18 protein-coding genes are annotated in these 23,911 nt (G+C 45.1%); 3 read left to right on the top strand and 15 right to left on the bottom strand.

The window, feature by feature from the left end; translation table 11 throughout:
- The first annotated feature begins 15 nt into the window (after positions 1-15).
- Positions 16-1,209: a hypothetical protein gene (locus IYN85_RS21145; protein WP_196160949.1), complete on the top strand. Its 1,194-nt coding sequence runs from the start codon at positions 16-18 to the stop codon at positions 1,207-1,209.
- Positions 1,210-1,233: 24 nt separating this feature from the next.
- Here the strand turns inward: IYN85_RS21145 and IYN85_RS21140 are convergent, their stop codons facing one another.
- Positions 1,234-1,803 (bottom strand): hypothetical protein, encoded by a 570-nt coding sequence (locus IYN85_RS21140; protein WP_196160948.1) that lies wholly within the window; start codon positions 1,801-1,803, stop codon positions 1,234-1,236.
- 174 nt (positions 1,804-1,977) lie between these two features.
- On the opposite strand from IYN85_RS21140, the gene IYN85_RS21135 reads away from it, so the two are divergent.
- Positions 1,978-2,841 carry a hypothetical protein gene (locus IYN85_RS21135; protein WP_196160947.1) on the top strand — a complete coding sequence of 288 codons (864 nt, stop codon included), beginning with the start codon at positions 1,978-1,980 and terminating at the stop codon, positions 2,839-2,841.
- Positions 2,842-2,865: 24 nt separating this feature from the next.
- Here the strand turns inward: IYN85_RS21135 and IYN85_RS21130 are convergent, their stop codons facing one another.
- Entirely contained in the window at positions 2,866-7,086 is a 4,221-nt protein-coding gene (locus IYN85_RS21130; RefSeq protein ID WP_196160946.1) for a hypothetical protein, read from the bottom strand.
- 66 nt (positions 7,087-7,152) lie between these two features.
- On the opposite strand from IYN85_RS21130, the gene IYN85_RS21125 reads away from it, so the two are divergent.
- Positions 7,153-7,584, top strand: a complete 432-nt coding sequence (locus IYN85_RS21125) for a hypothetical protein (protein ID WP_196160945.1) — start codon at positions 7,153-7,155, stop codon at positions 7,582-7,584.
- A 103-nt stretch (positions 7,585-7,687) separates the two neighbouring features.
- Here the strand turns inward: IYN85_RS21125 and IYN85_RS21120 are convergent, their stop codons facing one another.
- Genes IYN85_RS21120 through IYN85_RS21060 form a run of 13 tightly spaced genes read right to left on the bottom strand, consistent with a single transcriptional unit; the run spans position 7,688 to position 23,874 of the window.
- A complete protein-coding gene (locus IYN85_RS21120; protein WP_196160944.1) occupies positions 7,688-10,480 on the bottom strand; it encodes a TraM recognition domain-containing protein in 2,793 nt (930 codons plus the stop codon).
- Entirely contained in the window at positions 10,477-10,992 is a 516-nt protein-coding gene (locus tag IYN85_RS21115) for a hypothetical protein (RefSeq protein ID WP_196160943.1), read from the bottom strand. The genes IYN85_RS21120 and IYN85_RS21115 overlap by 4 nt, the downstream gene beginning before the upstream one ends.
- A gap of 47 nt (positions 10,993-11,039) precedes the next feature.
- Positions 11,040-12,695: a type II secretion system protein gene (locus IYN85_RS21110; protein WP_196160942.1), complete on the bottom strand. Its 1,656-nt coding sequence runs from the start codon at positions 12,693-12,695 to the stop codon at positions 11,040-11,042.
- A 21-nt stretch (positions 12,696-12,716) separates the two neighbouring features.
- Entirely contained in the window at positions 12,717-13,295 is a 579-nt protein-coding gene (locus IYN85_RS21105; protein ID WP_196160941.1) for a type II secretion system protein, read from the bottom strand.
- 12 nt (positions 13,296-13,307) lie between these two features.
- Positions 13,308-14,369 carry a hypothetical protein gene (locus IYN85_RS21100; protein ID WP_196160940.1) on the bottom strand — a complete coding sequence of 354 codons (1,062 nt, stop codon included), beginning with the start codon at positions 14,367-14,369 and terminating at the stop codon, positions 13,308-13,310.
- 3 nt (positions 14,370-14,372) lie between these two features.
- Complete coding sequence (locus IYN85_RS21095) at positions 14,373-16,238, bottom strand: GspE/PulE family protein (RefSeq protein WP_196160939.1); 1,866 nt, start codon at positions 16,236-16,238, stop codon at positions 14,373-14,375.
- Positions 16,239-16,272: 34 nt separating this feature from the next.
- Positions 16,273-16,947 (bottom strand): hypothetical protein, encoded by a 675-nt coding sequence (locus IYN85_RS21090; RefSeq protein WP_196160938.1) that lies wholly within the window; start codon positions 16,945-16,947, stop codon positions 16,273-16,275.
- Between the two features lie 10 nt (positions 16,948-16,957).
- Complete coding sequence (locus tag IYN85_RS21085; RefSeq protein WP_196160937.1) at positions 16,958-18,508, bottom strand: hypothetical protein; 1,551 nt, start codon at positions 18,506-18,508, stop codon at positions 16,958-16,960.
- Position 18,509: 1 nt separating this feature from the next.
- Complete coding sequence (locus IYN85_RS21080; protein WP_196160936.1) at positions 18,510-20,093, bottom strand: hypothetical protein; 1,584 nt, start codon at positions 20,091-20,093, stop codon at positions 18,510-18,512.
- 1 nt (position 20,094) lies between these two features.
- Positions 20,095-21,072: a TcpQ domain-containing protein gene (locus IYN85_RS21075; protein WP_196160935.1), complete on the bottom strand. Its 978-nt coding sequence runs from the start codon at positions 21,070-21,072 to the stop codon at positions 20,095-20,097.
- Complete coding sequence (locus tag IYN85_RS21070) at positions 21,073-22,269, bottom strand: ATPase, T2SS/T4P/T4SS family (RefSeq protein ID WP_196160934.1); 1,197 nt, start codon at positions 22,267-22,269, stop codon at positions 21,073-21,075. It abuts the gene before it with no gap.
- Complete coding sequence (locus IYN85_RS21065) at positions 22,262-23,323, bottom strand: type IV secretory system conjugative DNA transfer family protein (protein WP_196160933.1); 1,062 nt, start codon at positions 23,321-23,323, stop codon at positions 22,262-22,264. The genes IYN85_RS21070 and IYN85_RS21065 overlap by 8 nt, the downstream gene beginning before the upstream one ends.
- Entirely contained in the window at positions 23,320-23,874 is a 555-nt protein-coding gene (locus IYN85_RS21060; RefSeq protein WP_196160932.1) for a DotD/TraH family lipoprotein, read from the bottom strand. Before IYN85_RS21060 ends, IYN85_RS21065 begins: the two co-directional genes overlap by 4 nt.
- Positions 23,875-23,911 lie beyond the last annotated feature (37 nt).

The raw sequence follows: 23,911 nt of genomic DNA, 5'->3' as shown, positions 1-23,911 counted from the left end.
GGAATGACATCTACCATGACGAAAAAAGCTACCTTAACTGGTCTTGCAGTAACACTGCTATATTCTCAAATTTGCGCAGCAGATGGTTTGAACTTTGGTTTCGGTGATGCTTCTTCTGAATCGAATGCCGATAATAATGAACCTAATTCTGGATTTTCACTAAATATTGGTCGAGACCAAGACGATGGCGTGGCTGGGGAATTCAATCAAATCGATTACACAGCGCCTGAGCCCGTTCAGACAATAGGCACTACGAATGGCGGCAATTCGGGAAGTACGAATAACGGTGATCCCATTAACGCTTACAACCCTGCAAATCCATACCCGGACAATAACTATCGGCCAAGCACCCCATCAGCACCGGTAGGTCCAAGCAATATATTCGATGCTCCAACCGCCAATACATGCCGAGCCGCCGTGGTCAATTACGCGAAGCCCTATGTGGAAAGCTATCAAGCTAGCCCATCGCTCAATAGCAAATGCGGTTTCCAGCAGCTTATGGAATTTAATTTCTTCGACTCTTTTTCGTTGTCAGGACTCATTGATGGAGCTTTCTGCGGTTTTGCTCGCTCTATCGTCAATCCTTTGGTAGATATGGCAAACGAGCAAATCTCAACAATTAACAGTTATATCCCGAGTAACGCGGAATTAACCCTCAATGGACGCTGGGAGCTTAATGAGGATGGCGCATTGGACCTAGGGGCTGACTGGTCAATATATGGCGGTCAAGCTGTAAGCGGCCTCTTCTCACAAACTGAAGGCTCTTATCAGTATACCTACGATTATGCTGGCTATTCGCCTGAAGGTAACGTTCAAAGCGATACACAAGAGCTTTTAGAAGTTGAGGAATATTTACGGGTCGATCCAGTATCTATTGAGGGGGGGGCAAACTTAGGCGAAAACGAATTCACGAATGACAGCCCAAGTACTGACTTCGGCGATTACTTTGATAGCCTCAACTCATCTGAGCAAGAAAACTCCCAACCAAATGTAGTGCTGGAAAACGATACAGGGACCCCTGCCGACAGCAGCCTATTTCAGGGCCAGACTACCATAAGCAACAATGGCAATGCGAGTTCGGTCGAGAGTAGCCGAATAAACCTGGGCGGGACTGGCAATACAACCCAAGAAAATAGCTCACCAACAGATGCAAATGGCAATATTGATTGGGGGGATTCGTTCTTTGGGAACTTCTTTTCAGGAGAGTAATTAGTCGGGACAAAGCGCTCACCGTCACTGAGCGCTAACCATCCCAAATTGCTTAAATATGCCTTTCAAATCAATACCATCCGCGCCTTCACGCCACGTCATGAACTCATCAAATGACCACTTTTCTGAACCGTCACTGTCTATTGCATCCCATACTTCATAAGCATCAGAGCTACTGCGAGCAACCTCAGTAAAAGTGAGGCCCTGGTCCTTATCAATATCCAGACGTCTGAATTGACGAACATATTCAGACAAAATCATTTTTGCAGTGAATTGGATAGCTTCACCCTGTGAAACCATATTGTCACCGTCTGCATTCATTAATTTAAAAAGTCGAGAAACATCCTCCGAATAAGAAGATTCAGAAATCGAGATGAAGCCATCGTTATTAGAATCGGTTTTTTGAAGCTCCGCAATCCACTGAGAAGAATCGGGTTGAGAACTGCGTTGCATCTGCGCCATAAAGCTATCAGTGCAAACTGCCTGCTGAGGAAGAAGAGAAACGGCCGCTTTAGTTTCATCTGAGAAGCCAACTGCCCCAACAGTGGCAGATAAAAAAGCAAAAAATGGAAACAATGATCTCTTAATGTCCATTCGTAATGAGCCCCTACATGCCATCATAATTAAGATATTTTATCAAAACAAACGAGAATCACCAGCGCAATATTAAAAGCAAACCTTATGCCAATGTTAAAAAATATCTTGCCTTGGAGTGCTTCCTTTCTATAATGGATTCATGGTAGAACTTAGGGTTAGAAGGAGACGATAATGTCCGATCCTACAAAATCATGGCTTTGGGGCCAGAACACACACTTAACTCGTTCCGTGAATGGGTTGATGGGTGATGTTCAGGAAGCTTATGACACCATTGAGCAATATGAAGCTGCCCTGACGAACAAGAATCGTCGCATTCAGTACCTTGAACAGCAACTAGCACAAACCGATGACATGTTCACGGTTTCTAAAGAACGCTTGCGTGCTGCGAAATACTCCATTCGACCTCTGGTTTTTGCTTGGACTATTAAAAAGTACCAACAAATCTGCATGCGCGTGAACAATGGCAAGATTGTTGCTGTCAGTAGAATTGCGAAGTCTTTTTCCATCGACCAAAGACGTGAAATTAATCTCGAAATTCTGGCAGAAGCAGAATGGCAGACCATGTATTTCACACTTAAGCACAACATCGCTGATTTTATGATGGCCGATGTTATGAAAGTCAAAAATAATTATTCAGACAGTGCACTTGCCCAAACAGCTACAGGCCAATACCCAGAAGCGCTTACTCAAGCAACAGTTAAGTTGCAAAAAATCGAAGCGTACAACCATATGTTTGCCGGAAAGGAACTAGAGCCACCGGCTGGTTCATTGAAAGCTCTATATTTGGAAGAGCGGGTTCAACGATGGAGGGAACTTGGCGAGTATGAGACAGAAGAAGCTACACTGCCGATGTTTCAAGTACCACGCTTGCGTCAGTGGCTTAGCCAGTGTCCTTTAGAGTACTACTTCATCTCAAAAAATGGTGGTATGGACCACGCGGGCCAGCCATATACAGATGAATTAATCTCGCACCCACTTAATCCAGTAAATCTTAAAGATGATGGATTCGGTTTGGACAGAGGTTACTTCTTATAAGAAAGTGGGCTATGACCCACTTTTTTACCCATCAGCCCCTTTACCACCATCAGAGGCTCCTCCTTGCTCTTTTATAGGGCTATCATTACCACCAGTCCCACCGGTAGGCTTCTTACCTGGACTCGTAGCCCTCGGCTGCATCAAACCCTGACCACGATTAAGAATTGCAGTAACATGCCCTGTGCCTTCACGCTCACCCAAATCCTGGTGGTCCATAACTCCCATCCATCGGAAAGCGGCATTAGGGAATTCGATACACATTCCATAAGCCTTGTATGCCAATGCAACCTGCAATGCCGCCCATGCCAAGATGACACCTAGCCATGAAGTCAAGTTTGGGAAATTGAGACTCTCTGCAGTGGAGTTTGCAGCAGTAGCTGCTGGTATCATTATTCCATTGAGAACGTTAAAGCCCACCGCATGCAATACAGTTCCCAGCCAATATCCAGCAACAATAAGGAAGGCACGCATTGTCACGGTCATGATCAATGGATAAATTTTGCCACCCTTACCCGAAAGATCGTCCCCTTCGTGATGAGCCTTAAGTGCTACACCTAAGTTGACAGCAAAGTATGCTTCAAAGTAATAGCCAAGCAATCCCAGAACCGACAAGAAAAACAAAATGGTAGGCAAAAGGGGAACGATGTTGGAGAGTAAAAATGCTATCAGCTGAAATTCAGGAAGAAAATTCAATATTGGTTCAACTGTTGCAGCCGCCAATTCAGACATCACAGGAAATGGGTTGAATGGCAATTTCTTCGCCATCTGACCACCAACCCCTTCTTGAAAGCCTTTGGGAAGCGAACGCCATATAGCAGCAATACCACGAACTGTTGCAGCTGCTGTTTGCATCGCGTCTCCAGTCGTACGCAAACGCGATATTGGCATCGCATTCGTGTCGTTAATATCACCAATTAAGTTTAAAAACGTTCCGCCAATAGAGACGGCTAGCCACTGGCTAAAGTTCTTTGATCCTTCATTTACCGAATTACCCAAAGCCATGTTTTGAAGATCGTCACGTAGCCTCTTGGTTAGAGGATCACCGGCGGCAAACTCAGCAGATGTAAGGTTCATTGCAAACTGCTCTTGGTCTGAATCACCATTAAACCCACCGAACTTAATTGATGCGCGCTTATCATTACCGAAGCTGATAACCCGCTCGCCTCTAAAGCCCGAGTATCCCTCAAGCACCTCAAAGTTGAAGAATTTTTCGTACTGTTTTTGTCGAAGTTCGAGCATCCAAGGCGCCATACCTAAGCTGAGAAAACCCATATTTTCCATGTGATCAATGAAGCCTTCATTCGACTTATCAAAGTTGCTTGTTAAAATTAGGTTTAGTGCGATTTCAAGGTCGGTATAGTACGATTCTAAAATGCGGTATGCCGCATCTTGCGCTGAAGCTGGAGTTGCATTTCGAACATAATTCGGTGGATTGCTGTAGCCACCTTCTTTATAGCAATCCTCGCCCTCAACAATAAGGCAAGCAATATCCCAGAAATCTAAAGCATCGGGATTCCGATCGATGAAGTGCTGCTTATAAATTTCGGCGTGCCTTTGGTAGAATTGGTGCTTAATCTTACGTTTCCATGCTTCATGTTCAGCTTGATACTGGTCTTCAGTTTTCTGCGCTTCTCTGGACATGATAAATGGTAAAGGTTCTTCATTATCATTCACTTGGTCAACTAACAAGACTGTCTCTAACTCATTAGCTTTCCTTTGTTCCTCATCAGTCGCGCCGTTTTCAAGTGCAATCTTATACGCCTGCAAACTATTATTAGAGACAATTTTCGCTAAGGCCTCCAGATTAGGTTTTCCAAAATTGGTATCATCTTCCAATGCCACCATTTTTGCGTAGGCCTCCTTGATTGTATCCGCAGCGCCCTCATAGTGACCCGCGGCGATGACAACCTCGCCACAGCGACCTCCGCTTCCGAAATGGATTCGCTGCAACATTGTTGAACTGCCATCAACCTTACCTTTGTACTGGTCTGTCATATGGTCAAAATAGCGCTGCCTTTGATCTAGGTTCTGATTATCTAATGGGTCTGTCCATGCATCTGAGGAAAAATCAAAAAACGAGACCACTGCCTGGAAAGCTCGTACTGCCACATTTGGACGAACATCTAACAGGGCGTTGTAGTCATCCCCAAAGTCTGCCCACAAATTTCTCGGCTGCGCCTGAACAGTCCAATCCATTGGGTCACCTTCTGACCGAAGAGTACGACCTTGATCCTTAAGCGTATACAGGCAAACCATCGACTTCAAAACATTCGAACCTACGGATTGGTCGACTTTGCGGTCAAACATAATAATTGGCGCTTGCAAGGTTGCTGTTGTTGCCGCAGTCGCCAGGCTTCCAGCTAAAGCAATTCCTATCAGTGAAAACGCAATTAGCATTAATGTTGCGACGGTTAAACCACCCGCCCCTGGAATAGGAGCCATCAGCGCCATACCGTATATCGAACGAATCGGATACATGGCACCCGCTGAGTCTTCACCCATAAAACTCCCGGTTTTTCCGGTTTTATAAAGACCAATAACCAGCGTGTAGAGAAACAGCGCACCCAACAAAAGCATCCCCATGGCCGCACCGAACTGGAACACAAGCACAAGCGGAGTGCTTCGGTTCGCTGGGTCTGCTAAATCGGCATCCGGAAGAACACCTTGAAGAAGATTCTTATAGACATATGCTACGGGCTGACCAATGGACCTGTACAGAGCTTGAACCATCAAGTCGTCCCAGTTTGGCACAAACTCCATATCAAAATCCAACCAACCACGTGCACCAGCGGCAATACTATCTGCAGCCATACCAACTATCCCAGACACCGTACCAACACCTGGCACCCCTAGGAGGTCATCAGCGGTACCAATGGTAAAATCAGAAACAGATATAGCGGTTTCGTTGTTTCTCAGAATTTTATCGATAGTGACCAAATCAACATTACTTGCTAATGCCGCTGCATTGATCTGTTGTCGAATTTGTTCAATGTTCCCTGATAGTAGCGCGTTGGAAAGCAGGGCCCATTGTTCGGCAGTCATTGAGTCAAACCAAGTATTTACATCGGCAGCGCTTAAACCGTAGTTTCCAGAAATGGAATTAACAACCAGTTCACGAAGCGCGCCAAGATCTTCGGTATACAATAGCCCCATTTCACCTATCGTGTTGACAGCCATTTCCGTTGCTGTGGTTGGGTCGTAACCCGCCTCAATGAAACGAGCGGTCAATGCTTCTCGAATCGCGTCTATCTGGGCTGGCGACAAAGCGCCATTATCACCCTCGTATTCATCAACCGCTTGCTGCAAAGCAACTGGGTAGAGATAGAGACCTTCACCAACGAGAGCCGCATTGTTTCCAAATGTTTGCAGGTAAGTAGAGTTTTCAACATAATCTTGCAATACCTGATCAAGTGCCGTGTCAATTGCGCTTGACTGGCCACTTTCTAAAGCTGAAATCAGAGCGCTGTAGTTTTCCGGGGAAGTAAGTACATCGCCGTTAGCTGTCGCAGTTGAAGAATTTAGGTTATTTAACCATTGCTGCTGATCATTAGAACTGACACTTTGATTAAATTTCGAATCTAACTCCAACGATTCGATTTTTTGTTTGGCTAGGCTGTTGGCTGCAATTACGTGCTCTGCCTCCATCGAAACAGGCCTGCCATCGTCCCCGTATGAGCCAACATACGTGAATAGGTCCTGCCAGTATCGATCGGTAAGTTCCCGATCTTCCTCTGGCGGTAGCAATAAGTCAGCAGTATATTGGGCATCACGCTGTTGCTGAGCAGCAGGAATGGTTTCCTGGCCGCGTGTTGCCCGGGCGGCTTCGCCATAAGCCATAACATCAAAGGCGTTAATCTCAAATTCCGTGCCATCACTCGAAATCACGGTGTATGTAGCATCCCCGCCCGCTATATACTGTTGATTCGCAAATGACTCCCACTGGTTGGAATTATTAATTCTTACTTGAGTACCATCAGCATTAATAACCGTAAGCGGCTGATCTTGTACGACAGCGTATAACACTACTTCGTCAACAGTTGGTTCACGATCAACGCTGGCTGCCACAGAAGACGTAATAGAATCCGTGTTAGAGTTGATGAGCGGATTGTCGATATCATATTGGGACGATGGCTCTGTATTACAAAGCAGCGAATCACTACCCAGTTCCGAACAAAGTGTGTTTGCGTTTGCAATACTAAATATCAGGACTATAGCTGCTAATCCTACTCTTGCGAAAATCGTCATGGTGTACCATTTTCCGTTAAAGTGCTATATTCTATCATGATATTGCATTTTAGGCTGATTGACCACATGCGACATAAAGAACTCATTGCACTGATCACAAAACTTGAAGATTCTTGGAATCTAATAGATCGGCTAGATCGGATTAAGATGGAAAGCACGTTTGGCGTTGATCTTGTGGATGGAAATCAGGAGTTATGCGATCGAATTCACACCGCTCTGTTGCATGACAACTATCGTAAGCAAGTCAATAGGATCCCGCTCGGGATATGGGTGGCGTACTTGAGCATGATCAGTGCGCAGCGTTTTATCAGTACACTCTGGCTATTATCAGAGCGGATTCCAGGCTTTATACATAAACTGACTCTGTACTGCGATGCAAGCTCTGGCGAGCATTCGAAATTTGTACTAAAACGATTTGGAAAGATTTGCCGGCGAGCACTCTACGAAGAAGCTCTGAATCCAAAAATTATGAAAGTGGCGATTTCTGAATCCAAGTAGCCGTCTAAACAACACCTTGCAGTCACAAACCATTCTGTTCACTCAACGACAAAGTTATCGCACTTATCCTTCAGAAAACAAGACTAAGAACATTGTATGGCATTTACTTTTTCTTTTTAAAGGATGGTAGGCGAATATCCACATCGATCACTGGCCCTTCGATCGATTTCGCCAGTTGCTCTAAAAAGTCGCGTGATTCAGGCGAGGTTACATCAACAGGCGGTTCATCATCTGGTGTATTCTGTACGGCAACTGCCTCTACGGCTGGTTTGACACCGGCTAGATCCGCGGCCACCAAAAGCGGATCATGCTCGTTTCCAAGAGTATCAGCCAGGATATCTCCAAGCGAAATTTCGTTCTCGTCGCGAGATTCAAGGTCGCTCGCTGTTACTCGGAAACTGTCAACATCTTCAAGAGGCTCATTCGTCAAATCCCCATTATCACGTCCACTCGCCCGACCCGCTGACTGGTAATCAATTGCTCCCTCCTTATTTGATGGGGAATGATAGAACTCATCAAACCCAGGCGAGTCCAATTGCAGAGGAATTTGCTCACTGTAGTGACCATCATACGCGCCATCGTCGTCATCATCATAGGCATCCAAAGAACCGAGAATTTCACTTAAAACCGCTGAATGGTTTACAACTTCAACCTCTTCTACCGGTGCAAATTCCTCTGTAGGCAAGTCGCCAAAAGGTGAAGCAGGACCGAAATCTTCAATGTCACCAGCGTGGTACTGCTTATCTGCTTCAGGGTAAGAATCATAATCAAATTCAGGGGGTTGGAATTCACTTCCCGGTTCCTTAGAAGATACATCTATGCTGTCAGCATTCGACTCATAAGGGGTATCGTCTTGATTTTCACTGTAGGCACCGAGAAGTTGTTTTAATAGTTCACTTGGATCTGGGCCTTCTGACGTTTCATAAATCGAGTCAATGTGTTTATAAATTGCTAACAGACCACCTTCCAATTCAACTTTAGAATCGAATTCAGAGACATGTGACAGGACAGAGCGCAGATCTTGATCTCCGCGGATATACTCGTTGTATTCTTCTGGCTTACGTCCATCGACGACCAATTTTTTTAGACCTTTCTTAAAGTCCAAAAACTCTGCCGACTCGACTTCAACTTTTGGTTTACTCATTGGCATATAGATATTCGGGCGTAGCTCATCAACTCTTGCCGTGAAATAAGGAGTTTTAAGGTTGATGATCGTATCGCCACCAACAGCCATTACAAACTGACCTTCGACCTGATTTGCCAATTTATTGATAGACACCACATCAAATTTCTCTTTGGTGACCCGAGTTGGTCCTAAATACCGCACTTTGCCAGAAGCGGTATATTCAATAGCGCGCTCACCAGCAACCCACTTTTCCTTCTCACCCAAACGTTGACGAATCTTTTCATACGTCTTACCGCTATCTTCAATTTTCCCAAAAATCTTAATGTTAGAGGAACCCCAAATTCCTTCGGCAACATCCTCTCCGCTTTTTTCTAACTGCCCATAGTTCTGACAAGCAACGGTAATGCTAACTTGCAGTGATCGGAGCTGTGCTTGCTGCTTTTCCGAGCCGGTACTTAGATAGTAACCAGCTTCATCATAGAAAACTTGGTAGTAGTAAGGTGAGTTTGATGCTTGAATGTCTTTTAACATCTTAAAGTTACCAACCAAGTCTTGCGGCATAATCTTGCCGTACATAGATTGCATTAGCCCTACAATCAACTTCCCAAGTGAGCGCATTGCTGACTCAGATTTTTGGAGGGCGGGAAGCAGCCCAAACATCAGTCGGTCGCCTATGAAGGAGTCTTCAAAATCAATATCAGATAGCGCCCGGGTGTCGAATATGTGCCAGTACTGGCGCGTCATCAGGGAAAGCGCTGGGGCCACCGACATAACAACATAACCCCATTGGTCTAACGTTGTATTTGAAAGCTGTTGCTCGCCGCTGTGGATCTTGTCGAGTTGGTTCGCTTCTAGCCCTGGCAATGTGGACATGAAGTCAGTACATTGTGCCGTTACAATTTTTCCGCCATTATCTTTAACCAGACGTGGATCAAGGTACCGGTCAATAAAATATCTGAGGTCTAAATATTTAGAAAAGTTGGACATTGTCGCAACTTCATTGTGTCGATCTTGAAAGAAGAACATCAAGCGATAGGCAAGTTCAATCCATGCGTCTTTACGCTGTGACCAAATATCTCCCTCGCCATCATCCGCGGTAGCTTTGGTGATTTCTGCAAGTACACCTGACGATCCCTGCGATGGCAAATTAATCTGGTTGGAAATGAAATCGGTAGTGCGCTCATATATATCACGGGAAGTTGCGAAATCCAGAATCAGCAAGCAAGGCGTACGCAAGAATCGACGTGCTAGCGCCATGTAACCATAAATGAAGTCCTTGTCGCCTTTACCATCCAACATCGCCTGACCGCCACCAAAAATAAATGTGGCCATATTCAGAGCAACAATGGAGACTGTCTTTCCCGAGCCAGTGGTGCCCACTAGAATTCTATGCTGCCTATCAAGGTCCGAATCGCCATATACCCGACGCATAGTGTCACGACAGATTCCATAATAGGTTATCCCGGCTGCAATCCTTCGCTTACCATTTGCCGCGATATCGTTAGTTGTTTTTTGAGGGCCGCCCAAGGGCGCACGTAACGGCAAATCGATGTTGGCATCCTTGACATACCAGAACCACAAGCCAAAAACCAACAACAATAAGGCAGAAAATCCAGGCACCAGCAACATCGCAACAGCAACAATAAGAGGCAGTACCGCAAACTTAGGGCTGTTAACGAACCGCTCAAACTTATTCCAGCGGTAATTTATGTCGACATAGTCGCTACCACTTCGTTGTGCGGCTTTATTGGAGCTGGATAAATCGGTCATTCGAAATTTATACCTGCTGTTCGGTGGGCTAGGCTTAGATGCGGGGTTTGTGTGCGCACCATTTCTGAAAACATTGCCATTTGCTCTTGCGCCATTTTAAGCTGAGTCAAATAACCGGTTATTCCAGCTAGATATCGGTCACGCGCTGCATCCTGTTTATGTCGATGATAATTACCCATGGCCTGTATCCAGCTACCGGTGCGCGCATATTCAACTTTGAGAATGTAACCGGCAGCCATCGTATTACCGAGAATTGACCATTGAACTGCCGATTCATCTAAGTCCAATTCTCTCTTTATAATGGGAAGCCAGTTTTCCTCTGAGGTGTTAATCTGGAATATCCCAATATCAGCTGAACCACCAATTTCAATACGCGCACCTGGCCATCCACCCTCTTGCAAGTACAGTGCATACATCACTGGTCGAGGAATAGAATAGAGCTGAGTTACAAAATCAATTGATCTACCCAGTTTTTGCATTTCAACTTCAGACAATTCACGCGCAAAACTCATCGACGATCCAATCGAAAATATAATGCACAAAGTCATCAAACGCGCGACTAGCTGCATTTACGGTCAACCTCAATCTTCATTGCATTGTCATACAGGCGAGTTCTACCCTTGTCCGTATCCATCCAAACAACACCCGCCACATTCCAATACACACCCATGTCTGTCACGTCCACGTCAAACCCAAGGATAGGGCGACCCGATATGTGGTAGGCACCTTGCACAGAAGTAAACACCTGAGGTACCCGACCTGCTTTACAGGTCGGCTTCGGTATCTTGATAGGTGTTCCGCGATATTGAACTACCGTTTTATCAAATACCGCCTGATCTAGGAATCGGTTAACTGTTGGGTCATAGACATTATCAGCAACGATGGTTGCTTCATTTGTTCCGGTTCCAGTGACTCTCAAATCAAATCCCTGACCTGATACTTCAACACCTGCTCCTCCAGGATTATCAGCGAACGCAAGTATTCCGTCTTGCATTGAACCGCCATTATCAAAGTCGAGAACTTCTATAATGCCCCGGTTTGCGATATAGCCTATAGAAGTGTCGTTTGTTGAAATGAGCGTGCCGCGATTGCCGCTCGCTGCACCACCAATTTGAATAAAGTCAAGGATGGTAGTCGGTCCTGCCGCTGGATTACTGGTTTGAATATCAACAGAAGCGCTTAACCCTGGCGTAGAGTCAAATGAAAGCGTTGTAGAAACACCACTGTCATTCGAGGATAACGATAGATTGTCGTTTGTCTGAATAATTGAAGCCGTTTTGCCCGCACCGTCACTTGTTAAAGAATTAACTGTATTAGGCGACACTGAGACTACAGCATCGACAGACTGCAATCGGAGTAAATTTGTGGCTTGGATATCGAAGACGTCACCACCTACAATCTGTACATCGGTATCATTTGCGAATAGCGCATTTGTTGACGTAGCCCAAGCACCTGCACCACTTCCTGCGACTGTACCCCAAGCACCACCGCTCACCGAAATAAAGTCCGCGAATTGGCCTGAGTTCGCATTCACCAAATTATTGCCACCCATGTCGAGATCCGCAGTCATGGCATTAGCGCCGTCGACACGTAACCAAATGTCAAAAGCAAGCTCTGTGCTTTGGACGGTCACTAACGTATCAGCTCGACCATCTGCATCATTATCTTCGACACGAACATCATAAAACATAGTACTTACAGGCGACATACCCGGTTGTCTTGAAGCAGCTGCATTGCGCATTACATAAAGCAAGGATGGATCAACGTCAGCCAAGGTACCTGCACCAGAGGTTCTCAAAGCCTTCGGACCATCTATACGGATTTCTGCTCTGACTCGCCCCGGTGTCGGTTCAGAAAGTGTGGCGGTATATCCTTCTCCCCATTGATTTAGGGGGTTGAAGTCGCAGTCGAGATAAGCGTTCGGAGCAGAACCCACTCCACCTGGGCAACCATTCTGCAACCAATCAGTGCCATTAAAAGTAAGCGTAGCAGCACCGCCAAGTACGGCGACGCCCTCTTGTGAGAGACGTCGTTGCGCAGCGAACGAATACATTGCGAGCTCACGACCAGCAATTCGAGTCGATCCTTTTTCAAGTTCGGGCAACACCCATACCTTCATAAAAACCGAGGACAGAATAGAAAGTATCACTAAAGCGATTGAAAGTTCCACAAAAGTGAAGCCAACCTGTTTTTGCTGAGCGTGAACTCCTTGCATTCGCATATTCGTTTACTCTTCTTAGCGATAGTAGGTGATTACGTCGACTACGTTATCATTGTTCGAGTCAGCACAAGCAGTAGCAAGCGCCGCCTGTTGAACTTCGTTAATGATGGTTCCACTAAATCCGGCGCGATCTTTAACCCACGTATAAGTACCAGTACCGCCAGCATCAATACCAACACCACGGGCCACCGCACCTAAAGAGCTTGCAAATTCGGAGCAAGATTCATACTCGACACTGTCAGTTACAAACGAAATATTATCTTCGAAACCAGTACCTAACATTGCAACCGTGACAGCACCTCCCCAAACATTGACCAAGCCAGTACCAGCAGCGTTTACCATGTCCTCTGGGCAAATATTGCCATCAACCAAGGAAGCTGCTGACCAACTGGTGTAATTCGGATTGGCACCAACTTGAGTCTTCAGCTTTTGGTAACAGCTTAATTCATAGTCCGACTGTATGCGTGCATTGGCTGTCCCGAAAAAACCAAGCCAAACACCCAAACCAGCTGCACCTAGCAACCCAATAATTGCCAATACAATACCAAGCTCCACAATGGTCCATCCACGTTGTTTTTTGTTTAAGCTGCGCATTATAGTTCCTCACTATATAGATTGAGTTAAAAATTGATTTGACAAAATAATGCTAAACAACGCCCAGATAAACATGCCAAGCGCGCTGTATAGACACATTGAAATCACACGTTCAATCGACTTCTTCACAGACACTATGGTCTGCTCAGCAATGCGGAACGTGGCTGTACCGAAGTCATCACTTTGAGCGTAATCCTCAAGGCGATATTCGATTTCTTTTGGCAACCAGCCGATCATAAGTGCTTCGCCATCGGAGAAGTGACCTGAACTCAGTCGATGTGAAATAGCGTCATAGACTTTGTGCTCATAGTTCTTCGACAGTTTTGACATAACTCGTGCATAGTCAGAGATTGAATAGTTTGCGTCACTGAATGCGCCGGCTGATAAAAGGAAAAGAAAACTTTTATAACGGGCATACAAGTAGAATGGGAAGAACAGACCAATTTTTTCAATCTTCATCCTCGCAATAGATGGAGGAACATAAATCACAAGCGCCCATGAAATAGACAAGAACACGAGAACAACAAAGTAAATCATGTAAAATCGATCCGCCATAAAGGGTTGAAACTTCGTAATCACCCAAGCGGAGTAAGAATTTAACGTGTAAATGTTAACCATACGCAGAAGTCGATCGCTAACTTCAACATAAACACCAGACATCGAGTTAATAACTAACGGCCCAAACAAGATAACCAAAAAAATAAATATGGTATTTAATCCAAACATGGACTGAGAGATACTAATTTTTTTCTCAAGTTGATTCACGAGAATTAAAAATACCCTTTGCACATCGGATATCTGACTCCGATCCACGCACGCAATCATTCCCAACTCATCCTTCGGTAGAATTTGAGCAAATGCATCGCTATATCTCGAGCCAGTATTAAGCTTAGTTTCCAACTCCTCGAACACCGCTTTCAGCAAGTTACCGTCTTTCTCATAACGTCTACGGTATGACCCAACTAGCTTGCTGAGACTCTGCCCCTGTCCAAGATAGTCAGCACACAACTGGTAGAAGTCTTTACGTTCTTTCGCAGAAAAAAACAGTTTAGAAACTGCTAAATTGATACTCATCAGCTAAACACCCTCTACTTGGGAAACAGAATGGACAAAGCCAGGAACATATTTTTTCTTTGTGGTGGGCGTCCTCCCCCATATGTACGCGAACGCCGCCTGCCCTTCGAGTTTCTTATACTCTGGATTAGATGGACGACATTGTTCGAAGTTCTCAATTAGCAGGTATAAATCGTTTGCTAAAATAACGCCTTGAGAGGCAAGAAAAAGAGCGCGGTCCTCAATGGTCCTACCGTGATACCCGTCTCCAAGCGCCACGAGGATATCGAAGTCATACCATGCCTTGGTCACTTTCGACATATCTCGAGAAAGAAATGCGCTACGGATTGCGTCTGTTATGGGCAGAGCCTCTTCAACCGGTATACGGCCTTTCACACCGCGACCTTCACAGACATTGCATTCTTGGTTTTGACCATGAACCCGAACATTCTCAATAAGATCGGTTGGGATAACACGAGAGACCGCATCAAACAGCAGCTTATTGTTTTCTCGCAACAACGGCTTCGAACAGGCCGGACAAGCTCGACCTACAAGCTTCTGTGCGATTGCTAGCATAAGCCCCCCGGGTCCTATTAAGCTTTCAAACTCCACTCCTTTGCTCGCAAAGTTGTCTGGAATAAGCAATGCATTTTCACTGTGAAGTGTAGCCAACGTCATATGGCCGGTAATCGCAGCACTCATAGTAAGCCTGGCCATTTCACTTCCTTGAACCTCACCGCAATAAATGAGGTCTGGATCCTGTCGCAAGACTGCTTTCATTGCCTTTACATAACCGGTTGAACCATTTGAATCTTCAGTACTCGGAACGCTCATTTGCGCAACGTTGTGACCGATAATAGACTCGATCGGATCTTCAATTGTCTGTAACTTTTTCCCAGAATATTGAATAGCGGCTGACTTTACCGATGCCAAACATGCGGTTGACTTTCCCGAACCAGTCGGGCCTGCAATCAAAGTCAATCCATTGAACTTTCGAATTCGTCTTCCTATCAACTCATATGTAAATGAAGCATAACCATAGTCATTGAGATCAATGAGTGTCGCGCTACTACCTGAAGCAGTAATTCGCATAACCAAGTTAAATCCAGTATCGTTATCGCTTCCACTTTGGTCACCATGTGGGCTCTGCTGAAATCGTAAATCATACAATTTGCCTTGAGCGCTATGTGAAATAATCGTGTCTCGGATATGATTGGTGACATAGCCATTTTCTTTGGATGTATTTTTGTTCTGCGTGCTATTCCAGGCAGCGCGAACCGCTTCAACTATGCGGTCATAGCCCAACTGACTGTACCTCTCATGCTCCTGAAGTACACCGTCTATACGATATCTAATGGAGGTATCATCACCACGTGGATCTCCGATTATATGTATGTCACTCGCGCCACGATTAATGCCATAATCGACAATCGTCGACCAGTTTTTAAGTGCCTCATTTTTAGTCTTAATACTGCCGTGTGTTTCGCGTAAATCAGAACGTAAACGCTCTGACAGTTTGTCCCAGCAATCTTCTCCAAGTCGAGCGTCTAACACATCAATGTAATTTAGATTGTGCAAGCGAGACTTTTGTGTTTTCAAGGTAGCCGGTGCGGTATCAGCTTTAAACGCTAATATGACTCTGCTTTGCACAGACGACTCGAGAATAACAATACCTTTCCGCAGAGTCGCAGTTAAGATGTCTGGAACCTCTACTACTCGCTCCTTACTATTCGCTATAACCTCATCGAATGACATTAGAGTTTTGGCTTGATTGCGAACACTACTTCGCATAGCACCATCAAGTCTACGAACTCGCTTAGAATTTTGCGCGCTCATAGAAACTTGTGGTTTTTCAATTGGTGCCTTTGTATTTCGGAAGATCGCAAACATCACGAAGCCTTTGTTCAGTTACAAAACATTTAATTTATTTGCCTTCACGCTTCTGAGCAATTACAGCCATTAAGTCATCAATCGATACTGGTTCTTGAGTTAATGAGAACACAATACCGTCCTTTTCCATAACTATGTCATTCTTTCGAATTTCAACAATATTGAATCCTCCCGGCAAAATATCACCTGATTTCACAGTCGGTGTAATCGGATCCCACCGAACAACGGCAGTCTTCTCAGTACCAAAACTTAGGTAACTCTGCATTGAAGCATATCTGACAATTGCTTCTTTAGAACTTGCGGTATTACCAGCCATAAAATCAGACGCGCCACGGGAACTTCCGTCAATGCCAGCAAAAGTTTCCAATCCACTTCCAGTAGGATTCTCGTTGCCACCAACTGTAGCGCCGCCCTGGAGCCAATGGTCTAATCCGTAAAGATCCTCTAGCTGCCTGAATAAACCGTTCCGGTCTAATTGAGCTTGCAGTATCTCGGTCTGTTTTCGTAGCTGTTCAATCTGCATGTCATGATTAGTAATATTTGGGGCCATGGCGTTGTCTTTCTCCAGCAAATCAGATAATTCAGGAGGTGCAACTGGTACCTCAACGCGGCTGTTTACTAATGAATTCGCTTTTTCTTCCGCATGGCTAATAACCGAAACCAGAGCAAGAATTGAAAAGATCACACCTTTGCTTAATTTATTCATCATTCACAAGTCCTCATTTAAATACTTTGTTAGTTTGAGCAGTCCCTGAACGAACAAGCCTTCCAAAAGTCTGCCAATCCGAGATTTCTTGAAATTCATTAAATGTAACCGTGAGATCAGTAAAACCAAAACCCTCCGTTGACACTGAGTTAATCGCACGCTGAAGGGTCAGCTTGTTAGGCCCTTGCATTCTGACTCTTTGATGTACAATCCAATCTGAAGGTATACCAACATCTTCCACCAAATCGCCCTGCTCTTGCGTAGGTCTTGCTGTAACCTCCTCTGACACTGGCTGCTCAAAGGAAGCATCTACCTGAGGCCCATAAACAAATTGATCTGCATATACATAGTTTTCGAATATTTCATCAGACAGCCTTAACGCACTTTCTGTGAAATTAGAAAGAGATCCAAAATACTCGATTGGTGTTCGGGGTTGGCCGGGCTGGAACTTAATCTTGGCCGAAGCTTGTGTGCGATTAGAATCAATCTTTAAAGCGCTTAGCAACTCACTGTTAGAGACGAATCTATCCAATTCAACCAAACTCGATCGCTTACCTGAGTTTCTAAATTGAACCAAGCATTGCGATTGTATCGTGGAGCATGTCAACTCAAACACTTCAAAACCACCAATACTCTTCGGCAAACTACTCACTGCGTCTACTACTCGTAGGGGCCAGTCCATTGGATAATTGTCTGCACTATTAACAACGTAATAAGCATATAGATCGTCACCAACTTGACCCTGAAGCTGCTCAAGCGCTATTTCTATTTGCTCTTGGCGACTAGGTCCATCATTACCTGACAAATTAGCGAGCTCAGCAAGGCGCGATCTACGTATTTCATCAGCAATACGGTCTTGATTAATTTTCCAAAGTACGCCGCTCGTAATTAACACGAATAGAATAGACACGACACTTATGATGGTTACTGGCTCAAATCCTTTTAGCAAACGAAGGCTAGTCTTAGCTGGTAACTTATTCAGTGAAAGGTCACCATAAATCTCATCATCTAAAACCTCAAAGCCCTTTTCTTCAACTGCAGATTTAAGTTGTTCTAGTGCATATCCTAATGCTGTATCTTTTTCTGCTTTTAAGAGTGATTCATCGAACACAAATCGCGGGCGTCGAATTGCATAGAATGTGTCCGCATCTCCGGTTCCTAGGTGTTCCCTAATAACTTCTCCGATTTCCAAGTCAATTCGATCTGTCTCGGCGACAACATCAACTAGGGGTATACCGTTCAACACTAAAACCATGGCTACTTGCGAAGCGGTAGAGTCCACTGGGAAAAATGCTATGCCGTTAGGAACACGTGCAGCAATTACAGCCGCAAGTGATCGCTTGCCAACCCATTTCCGATTAAAGTTTGCATCAGGAACAAACCCGAAACCACTGTCTTTCTTCGTTTGTGGAAATTTCGGATGAAGTCCCAGCCCAAGTCGCGCGCCGGCTTCTAACCCATCCTTCTTCACATTAGACAAGCGCTTATAGCGATCGTCACCTGACAGATATGTCCAAGTTAAACCACCGACAAAGACATTTTTGGCGATTCGGATTTCAACCATTTTAGAAGACCTGTTTATGAATCTGTGTGTTGGTAATAACCGGTGTCAATGTAAGGAATGTTATTTCACGTTCCATCGACCGATTTTTGCTTCCACCTAGCCAGGCAAGAGGTCCTGAAAATATGCCTCTATTCGCATCATCACTGACCAGAGCTTCCTGCGCCGCAATTAATGCGCTACCGCCGTTACTAATCACCAAGCGCTCCTTGAAGGTTGCAGTTTTAAATTCAGGCGCCTGAACACGCTGCCCCCCAGAAGTTTCATCTCGTAAAGCAACCAGGTCAGAAATCGACAGCCACAGGTCGAGCACAACAGCATTGGAGTCGTCTGTTATGTGTGGGATAGCTTTTAGTTCAAGGCCTACCTCCAACTCTGACAGAGACAATTTACCGGCATCAAACGATGAGTTTCCGCCAGCTGAATCAGTATTAGTTTCTTGTTGGACTGAGCCTAAGTATTGAATGGTGTTGGTGTCCGCATATTCCATAGCATGATTGTTCTGAGTACGCAGTATCTTGCTTTGCTGTGTTGTACGGGAAGACAAACCTCGCATACGATTTAAGACAACTTCAGTTCCTGCCAGTGAGAGCGTTTCTCCAACTATACTGACACCAAGTGAACCAGAATTACTCAGAAAGTCGCGCCCGGAGAACACACCTGAAACATTTCCATTTGAAGCCAGCAAGTTAATGTTAAGACCATCAAGTTCTTCTTCGTTCACACGAACAGTCACTATATCTAAACGTACCTGTATAGTCTGTGAAAGAGTTTTGTTGATACGTTCAAGAAGCGAGTGAACTCGACGATGTACATCAAGTGTATCGGTGACTGTAACTAAACCGCTTGAGGGATTTGACGTTACGCTACCGGTCTCACCAACGATTGAAGAAACCGCATCAATTACCTGCGACCACACATCGTTAGCTACTATCGATCCATTGAATGATAGGGATGTTGGAGATGTCAAAATTCTGTATTCATGTGTCACATAGCGCGAAAACAGGATCTGTTGCTCGTCGGACAAATAAGTCCAGTCAAGATTGAGTGAAGAAGTAACATAGTCCAAAAACCCTTCTAAAGTACCCTCGTAGTCACTTGTACCAATACTCAGCGTCAAAGTTGATGTCTCGTTATTAGTACTGGAAGGCGTTAAGCCTTCAGCTTGTGTTGTTTCATCAGTACTATCAGAGGACTTCAAGGTGTAGACATCTTCGCGCACATGAACTTTCAATTTGGATATTGACGCGATCATCTCAACCACATCATCAAATGCCGTCTCCGTAGAAGGGTTGAATTCGACTCGTGTTTCAAAAATACCTGGTAGGTCAGGATCAACGACAACCGACTTTGGAGAGACATATGGAACTTTTGCGTTTGATAAATCAACGATGCCAGCTGGCCGTGTATCGCTATACTTCCACTCCCGAATCACGTCGGCAGCAAGTTCGCGGTTGTTGTTGAAGGCACGGTCTTGCCTTTCGGTTAGGGAGCCCGTTTCGTCATCAAATACCGTTGGACGTTTATCCACCGTAGAGCAACCAACAAGAGCACCAAAAACAAGTAGGGTTATTAATGAGCTTCGCATTTTAAAATTCTCCCTTTTTCGAAGACTTGAACACAAATACTCCGTTTGACGATGGCTGTATAATGGCTTCCCTCATTAAACCCTGTGCCTGGTAGGCTGCAATCACCTGCTCCATAGCGTCTAAGAGATTGCCCTGAAAAACCGCCTCATACTCGATAACAGGTTCACGTTCCAATTCCCAAGCAATTTTTTTCCCTTCAGTTTGCGCCCATGCGCGCAGCGCTACTGGCAACCTCTGACCAGGGGTCAAAGTCCAGCGTTTCGTTTTAGCCGTTAAGATTTCAGGCTGTCGAGGTGTTTCGTAGATCAATGCTCCAGCATTGACAGGTGCTCGACTCACACTCAAGGAATTTCGGCCCATTGAATCGCGCACTCTTAAGATGAAGATAAGGTCATGCTCCAGAGCAATGTCTTTAAGAATGTAAGCCCACTGCTTAGGACCAGAAAATCGAATTGTTTGATCCTTCTTCACATTCTCAGCCCAACTGACCAAGAGATCATCTGGAAGTATCATATCGAGCGCCATATTCAGAGGGCACTGATCACAGGAACCTGCTACAAGATCATTAGACGCTGTACCGAGTGAGCCCTCCAAGATAGCGCGATCATAAGAGCCCGAGTCGATCAAACGATAGTCAGCCATAGCCTGCTCCGACAATGCGGTATACAGAACGAAGGTGGCCAACACCATCGGCAAGAGATCTGTAACACGGGGTTTGTACTTCGTAGGATATGATGTATATGAATCTTTAAATAGTTTAAATAGCATGATCGACCACCAATCAGTGTAACTTTTACGTGTCATCGCCCTGACAACTTCCACAGTAATAGCCAATATTAGAAGTGGCACTAATGGTCGAAGCAAGGCAAAGGACACAACCAGTCCCAAAAGTGCAGGCGCAATGACAATCACGTACATGCCATAAACTTTTGAAAGTACGTTTGCATAAAGCAATGAGTTTCGAATTTCATTTGACATTTATTCAGTCTCCATAAACAGTTGCTCATCGCGTATCATTTTGTTCGCCGTATCTTCAGTAATTTCACCCAAAGACAATAGGCGCTTTGCATCATCAGAAAAAGTCTCACCTTGTGAAATGTAGTGATCATTAAGCACACGGGCGACCTCCGCAGGCGTGCACTTTATTAAATCCCGCTTCACATCTGCAGTTATTTCCAGCCATGCCCGAATCGCTCTTACACCACCACCAACCGCGTCTACCAATCGTTGATTCATCATTACTTTAATGTTCTCAGACATCTCACCAAGCACACGATTTTTCTGGCTTTCAGGATAAACTTTTAGCAAGCGGTTAAACGCACCTACTGGGGTTTTGGTGTGAACGGTCCCTATAAGATGGTGGCCACTGCCAGCTGCCAAAAGTGCTTGGTCAATAGTTTCGTAATCACGTAACTCAGAAATTATTATTGTGTCGGGATTGGAACGAAGTGCCCCTTCAATGAAATCCGACCATTTAGCGAAGTCGCGCTTGTGCTGCTCTTGAATTACATGAACATTACGATTCGTATGCTGTAATAGCAGCGGTCGGTAGCTGTATTCAATTGGGCTCGCGCCTTCAAGAATCACTCGATCATTGATGAAACCACTGTTTGCAATGATGTGATGAATAGCTGCTGCCAACGTAGTGTTTTTACCAGATCCAGTTTCACCACCAACTAAAACACCTCCTGTCAACGGAAAAAGTCGCAGAACCTGTTCTGGGGTCAATCCAACATCAGAAATAGTCGGAGACTCTTGCTTAATTGATCGGATTGTCAGGCGGGCACCTTGACGCCCTTCGCCAGAGTCTGCCGCTCCAATGTGAATACGAAACCTACTTTCAAACCGACGATCTGCACTAAGCGTTGAATAGCCCGGGTCAAATTGTTGTCCATTTAGAACATCTGAATAGACACCCTCTTCATTCTGATTCAGCAATCGGCAAATTTCCTCAACTTCTCTGCGAGTTATGGATCGCGTAGAGAACAGCTGTCGTTTACTTGCCTTCAGAATCATGGGATACCCTTCATGAATTTGAATGTCATCCCAAGCGCCAAGTGAGTCAAAGAGCCCTACCATGCGATCAAAGCTTTCTCGATCTATGATCTGGTTTGGAATGTCCGACTGAATGTTTTGCCAGGCCTCATGGCTAATGACAGATCGTAGCTTACTCATCCACTCCTCCATCGATATTTGGCAGCAAGTTCTCGTCTAACCCAAAATGTTCGAACTCACGTATTCTCGGAATTGCACGATGCAACATCGCCTGAGGGATCATGTTAGGCTCAACCGCAATACTTAAATTCGCATCGTCAAGATTAAGTGTCGTACCATCACGCGAACCTGTGGCAACATATAAATCACTCGTAATAACTGGCTCACTCACCATGTTAAAGGCTCGTAACAGGTGATAGCGTTGCATTCCGACGTAGTCTTCTTTCAACCGAGCAAAGCGTCGCTCGTACGCAGCTTTTGCTAGATCATTGCCGACTAAATACCCCTCTACTACCTTGTCGCGCCAATAGGAAAGTTCTGCTTTGGTTTCTGGAAGTACAGCGTTGATAAGATCGTATTCATTTGGGTATTCAATCGGTGCCATCAAGTAATCTCTCCACGAGGGCGGTACGATGGCAAATTTTGCGTTTTTACGAATGGTATATACGATATCAATGATGCGAATACGTCTTCCGTCATCACTGAGCCTTGACGTATCATCTACTCTGTCAATGACCGGCGGTATAATTATTCTACCCTCAGGTGACTCGACCATAGTCAAATCAAAACGAAAACTCCGATCAAAAATGTCGTAAAAGTCGCTTAAGACCTGCTGACGTCTTGCTTGTTCGACTGCTGTACCCAGTTTCCTGCCGAGATTGAAGCCTGATGTTCCCAGCGCTTTCATTGTTTCTTCATCGGCCATCCGGTCAGTCATTTCTTCAATATCCCTGACATCGATAGAAGTGAAGTTCTGAAGCATAATAATGTCGCTTCTACTTAGAGAGCGCGCTTTGACTCCTCGAAACAAAGTATCATTGAACAACTGAGAGCACGCCTCTTCACTTATGATCGTACACATTGCTCTGTTACTTAGTAATTCTGGCTGTCCAGCACCGACAGCAGACCACTGAATTTCATTTGCCGTCGTCGTATAGCTAAACGGCTTCGATGCACAGCCTACCAATACCAATATGCCGGCGATCATGAAGATCGGGCGGATAGGATTCTTCACTTAGCCGCTCCTTGTCGTCCCGCTCCCCAGTTAACTTCAATCGTACGGACATTTGGCTTAACCGAAATAACAACACCATTCCCTAATTGCACCCCTACGCTTCTTAAAAATTGGTGCGCTGTCGAATGTCCTTCTACACGAACAGGCGGTACGAGTGGGCTTGGAGATCCGATTGGACGATAGATATAGCCCGTTAGCTGTGCGATGAGTTCAATAATTGGCTCTGGATGACCAACTTGATCTAGGGACATAGGCACCCCCATACCCTCTGGAACTTCACTCGCATTCCATTCAAGTTGAGCCATCTCTTCTGGAGTTAGATCAATGGCTGTCTGAGCATTCTTAACCTCACTCAATACACGATTCGAATACTCTATGGATTGCACTAAGGAAATCATCTCATCGCGCATTTCTCGCGTTAGCGCAAGCCGCTCCTGCTCTAGTCCAGTCAGGATGACAGAGTCCTCGTCTTGATTCTGCATCAAAGGAAAACTTGAGCACGATGCAAGCGATAAAACTGAGAACAACGAAAATATTAAGTGAGCTTTCATAAAAGTGCAAGGTCATGTCATAATATGGATCAAATAT

This window comes from Reinekea sp. G2M2-21 (assembly GCF_015687175.1).
Classification (GTDB): Bacteria; Pseudomonadota; Gammaproteobacteria; order Pseudomonadales; family Natronospirillaceae; genus Reinekea.
Note: the sequence above shows the minus strand (reverse complement) of the source record. Positions and strands in the feature narration are given on the sequence as shown.

What these genes read in the sequence shown, in the direction of transcription:
- IYN85_RS21075 (WP_196160935.1), bottom strand. Translation starts at nt 21,072, where the DNA reads ATGTCAAATGAAATTCGAAACTCATTGCTTTATGCAAACGTACTTTCA.
- IYN85_RS21120 (WP_196160944.1), bottom strand. Translation starts at nt 10,480, where the DNA reads ATGACCGATTTATCCAGCTCCAATAAAGCCGCACAACGAAGTGGTAGC.
- IYN85_RS21105 (WP_196160941.1), bottom strand. Translation starts at nt 13,295, where the DNA reads ATGCGCAGCTTAAACAAAAAACAACGTGGATGGACCATTGTGGAGCTT.
- IYN85_RS21070 (WP_196160934.1), bottom strand. Translation starts at nt 22,269, where the DNA reads ATGAGTAAGCTACGATCTGTCATTAGCCATGAGGCCTGGCAAAACATT.
- IYN85_RS21095 (WP_196160939.1), bottom strand. Translation starts at nt 16,238, where the DNA reads ATGTTTGCGATCTTCCGAAATACAAAGGCACCAATTGAAAAACCACAA.
- IYN85_RS21125 (WP_196160945.1), top strand. Translation starts at nt 7,153, where the DNA reads ATGCGACATAAAGAACTCATTGCACTGATCACAAAACTTGAAGATTCT.
- IYN85_RS21085 (WP_196160937.1), bottom strand. Translation starts at nt 18,508, where the DNA reads ATGGTTGAAATCCGAATCGCCAAAAATGTCTTTGTCGGTGGTTTAACT.
- IYN85_RS21115 (WP_196160943.1), bottom strand. Translation starts at nt 10,992, where the DNA reads ATGAGTTTTGCGCGTGAATTGTCTGAAGTTGAAATGCAAAAACTGGGT.
- IYN85_RS21130 (WP_196160946.1), bottom strand. Translation starts at nt 7,086, where the DNA reads ATGACGATTTTCGCAAGAGTAGGATTAGCAGCTATAGTCCTGATATTT.
- IYN85_RS21100 (WP_196160940.1), bottom strand. Translation starts at nt 14,369, where the DNA reads ATGAGTATCAATTTAGCAGTTTCTAAACTGTTTTTTTCTGCGAAAGAA.
- IYN85_RS21110 (WP_196160942.1), bottom strand. Translation starts at nt 12,695, where the DNA reads ATGCAAGGAGTTCACGCTCAGCAAAAACAGGTTGGCTTCACTTTTGTG.
- IYN85_RS21145 (WP_196160949.1), top strand. Translation starts at nt 16, where the DNA reads ATGACGAAAAAAGCTACCTTAACTGGTCTTGCAGTAACACTGCTATAT.
- IYN85_RS21140 (WP_196160948.1), bottom strand. Translation starts at nt 1,803, where the DNA reads ATGGACATTAAGAGATCATTGTTTCCATTTTTTGCTTTTTTATCTGCC.
- IYN85_RS21090 (WP_196160938.1), bottom strand. Translation starts at nt 16,947, where the DNA reads ATGATGAATAAATTAAGCAAAGGTGTGATCTTTTCAATTCTTGCTCTG.
- IYN85_RS21080 (WP_196160936.1), bottom strand. Translation starts at nt 20,093, where the DNA reads ATGCGAAGCTCATTAATAACCCTACTTGTTTTTGGTGCTCTTGTTGGT.
- IYN85_RS21135 (WP_196160947.1), top strand. Translation starts at nt 1,978, where the DNA reads ATGTCCGATCCTACAAAATCATGGCTTTGGGGCCAGAACACACACTTA.
- IYN85_RS21060 (WP_196160932.1), bottom strand. Translation starts at nt 23,874, where the DNA reads ATGAAAGCTCACTTAATATTTTCGTTGTTCTCAGTTTTATCGCTTGCA.